Genomic DNA, 2,609 nt, shown 5'->3' with positions numbered 1-2,609 from the left:
CGCTCTTCCGATCTGCGACCACGACGGCGAGCAGCCCGCGCACGGCCGCGCGCGGACGCAGCCGGCGCGGTTCGAGCCGGAACGCGAACAGCGCCGCGACCGACAGGCCGGCGATCGCGGCGGCCTGTCCGGCCGAGACGTAATGACGGAACAGCGCGCCGCCGCCGCCCCAGCTCAGGAATCCGAAATCGGCCGGCAGCAGCGGCAGTCCGAGCTGTTCGAGCTTGATCGTGCTCGCCGCGACCAGCGCCGCATACGCCGCGCCGGCCGTCAGCAGCGAACCGAGCACGCGGCCGCTGACGGCGAGCAGGGCCAGGCTCAGCAGGGCCATGGGCATGGCGTTGGTCAGCAGCGCATGAAGCTGGCCCGCGGGTATCGGCTCGGCATCGGCGGCGAACAGCGGGTCCAGTCCGGCCGCAGCGGCCGCGGCGAGCATGACGGCCAGTGCGATCCAGCCGGCCGCGGCGAACGGCACCGCGACCGCCGCAGCCCAGCGCCGGCGCACCGCTTCGGCGAATGCGAGCATCGAAGATTCCGCAGACGAAAACGCGGACTGTAACAAGATCGCCATCGGCGCGCGCCGCGCTTGCCAGTAGCGCTCGCCAGCGCCGACACTGCCCCGCCCCGTCCTGCCCAAGGCCGCGCATGACCGCCACCGACGCCTATCCCCGCGACCTCATCGGCTACGGCCGCCGTCCGCCGCAGGCCGACTGGCCCGGCGGCGCGCGCGTCGCCGTGCAGTTCGTGCTCAATTACGAGGAAGGCGGCGAGAACTGCGTGCTGCACGGCGACGGCGGCAGCGAGCAGTTCCTGTCCGAGATCATAGGCGCCCAGTCGTATCCGGCGCGGCACTTGAGCATGGAGTCGATTTACGAATACGGCTCGCGCGTCGGCGTCTGGCGCATCCTGCGCGAGTTCGAGCGGCGCGGCCTGCCGCTGACCGTGTTCGGCGTCGCGATGGCGCTGCAGCGCCATCCCGAATTCGTGCAGGCCTGCGGCGAACTCGATCACGAGATCGCCAGCCACGGCCTGCGCTGGATCCACTACCAGAACGTCGACGAGGCCGTCGAGCGCGCGCACCTGGCCGAAGCCGTCGCGATCCAGCGCGCGCTGACCGGCGCCGCGCCGCTGGGCTGGTATACCGGCCGCGACAGCCCGAACACGCGCCGCCTCGTCGTCGAGCACGGCGGCTTCGTCTACGACTCGGACTACTACGGCGACGAGCTGCCGTTCTGGACCGAGGTGACCGTCAGCGACGGCACGCGCCGGCCGCATCTGGTCGTGCCGTACACGCTCGACGCGAACGACATGCGCTTCGCGACGCCGCAGGGCTTCAACACCGCGACGCAGTTCTTCGACTACCTGCGCGACAGCTTCGACGTGCTGTATGCCGAAGGCGCGGAGACGCCGCGCATGCTGTCGGTCGGCATGCACTGCCGCCTGCTCGGCCGCCCCGGCCGCTTCGTCGCGCTGCAGCGCTTCCTCGACCACCTGGCCCGGCACGACCGCGTCTGGATCTGCCGGCGCATCGACGTCGCGCGCCACTGGCTGCAGCGTCACCCCTACCGGAGCGCCGCATGACGATCACCGAGCTCAATGCGCTGGACCGCGCCGATTTCGTCGCGCGGCTCGGCGCGGTCTTCGAACACTCGCCCTGGGTCGCCGACGAGGTCTGGCCGCTGCGCCCGTTCGCCGGCATCGACGACCTGCACGCGGCCCTGTGCAAGGCCGTCGTCGACGCCGACGAGGCGCAGCGCCTGGCCCTGCTGCGCGCGCATCCGCAGCTGGCCGGCAAGGCCGCGCTGCGCGGCGAGCTGACGGCCGACTCCACGCGCGAACAGCACGGCGCCGGACTCGACCAGTGCAGTCCCGAGGAATACGCGCAGTTGCATGCGCTGAACGCGCAGTACGAACGGCGCTTCGGCTTTCCGTTCATCCTCGCGGTGCGCGGCCACACGCGCGCGAGCGTCCTCGCCGACATGGCCGCGCGCGTGGACAACGCGCGCGAGGACGAATTCGCCGAAGCCCTGCATCAGGTCGAATGCATCGCGCGCTTCCGGCTCGAGGCGCTGCTGCAGGGCTGACGCCTACGGACGCGCAACCGCGGCAACGCGGACCGGCGGCACTGCTGACAGCAACGGCGTCGCGGCTGCGTCCTCGGACGCGCAGCACGCGTTCGCTGCGCCTTTGCAGGAAGACCGAATGAGAGCCGCCCGCCTGTTCGCCGCCGCGCTGTTCGCGGCCGCCTCCGTCCATGCCGCCGACGGCGATCCCGATACGGGCTTCGCCGGCGGCGCCGTCGCGTCGCAGTCGGTCGACGCGCCGTACTACCAGTCCTACGAACCCGCCGCGGCGCTCGGCGACGACGGCAGCGTCGCGGTCATCGGCGTCGCCGGCGTCGGCCCGAACACCGTCGCGTCGCGCTTCGCGATCGCGAAGTTCCGCAGCGACGGCAGCGCCGATCCGGGCTTCGGCAGTCTCGGCGTTGCCACGGTCGATTTCAGCGGCGACGCGGCCGACTATCCGGCCTACGGCCGCGGCATCGCGCGGCTCGCCGACGGCGGCTGGGTCGTGGCCGGCCGCGTCGGCGCGGCGCACGACGTCGGCGT

General features: G+C 72.2%; 3 protein-coding genes and 1 pseudogene. 3 read left to right on the top strand and 1 reads right to left on the bottom strand.

Features of this window, described 5'->3' with window-relative positions; translation table 11 throughout:
• A pseudogene (locus NON22_RS22940) lies at positions 1-526 on the bottom strand (hypothetical protein); the annotation flags it as partial.
• 119 nt (positions 527-645) lie between these two features.
• Between NON22_RS22940 and puuE the strand changes: the two are divergent.
• From puuE to NON22_RS22925, 3 genes are all read left to right on the top strand, one after another.
• Positions 646-1,581 (top strand): allantoinase PuuE, encoded by a 936-nt coding sequence (puuE, locus tag NON22_RS22935; protein WP_257389308.1) that lies wholly within the window; start codon positions 646-648, stop codon positions 1,579-1,581.
• Positions 1,578-2,084 (top strand): 2-oxo-4-hydroxy-4-carboxy-5-ureidoimidazoline decarboxylase, encoded by a 507-nt coding sequence (gene uraD, locus NON22_RS22930; protein ID WP_257389307.1) that lies wholly within the window; start codon positions 1,578-1,580, stop codon positions 2,082-2,084. The genes puuE and uraD overlap by 4 nt, the downstream gene beginning before the upstream one ends.
• 118 nt (positions 2,085-2,202) lie before the next feature.
• On the top strand, positions 2,203-2,609 hold a 407-nt coding region (locus tag NON22_RS22925; protein WP_257389306.1), incomplete at its 3' end, for a hypothetical protein.

It is taken from the genome of Tahibacter caeni (assembly GCF_024609805.1).
Classification (GTDB): domain Bacteria; phylum Pseudomonadota; class Gammaproteobacteria; order Xanthomonadales; family Rhodanobacteraceae; genus Tahibacter; species Tahibacter caeni.
The sequence above is the reverse complement of the archived record's forward strand: the minus strand, read 5'-3'. Positions and strand labels throughout refer to the sequence as shown.

Bases quoted from the DNA above. Each gene is read 5' to 3' on its own strand.
- puuE (WP_257389308.1), top strand. From the start codon at position 646: ATGACCGCCACCGACGCCTATCCCCGCGACCTCATCGGCTACGGCCGC.
- uraD (WP_257389307.1), top strand. From the start codon at position 1,578: ATGACGATCACCGAGCTCAATGCGCTGGACCGCGCCGATTTCGTCGCG.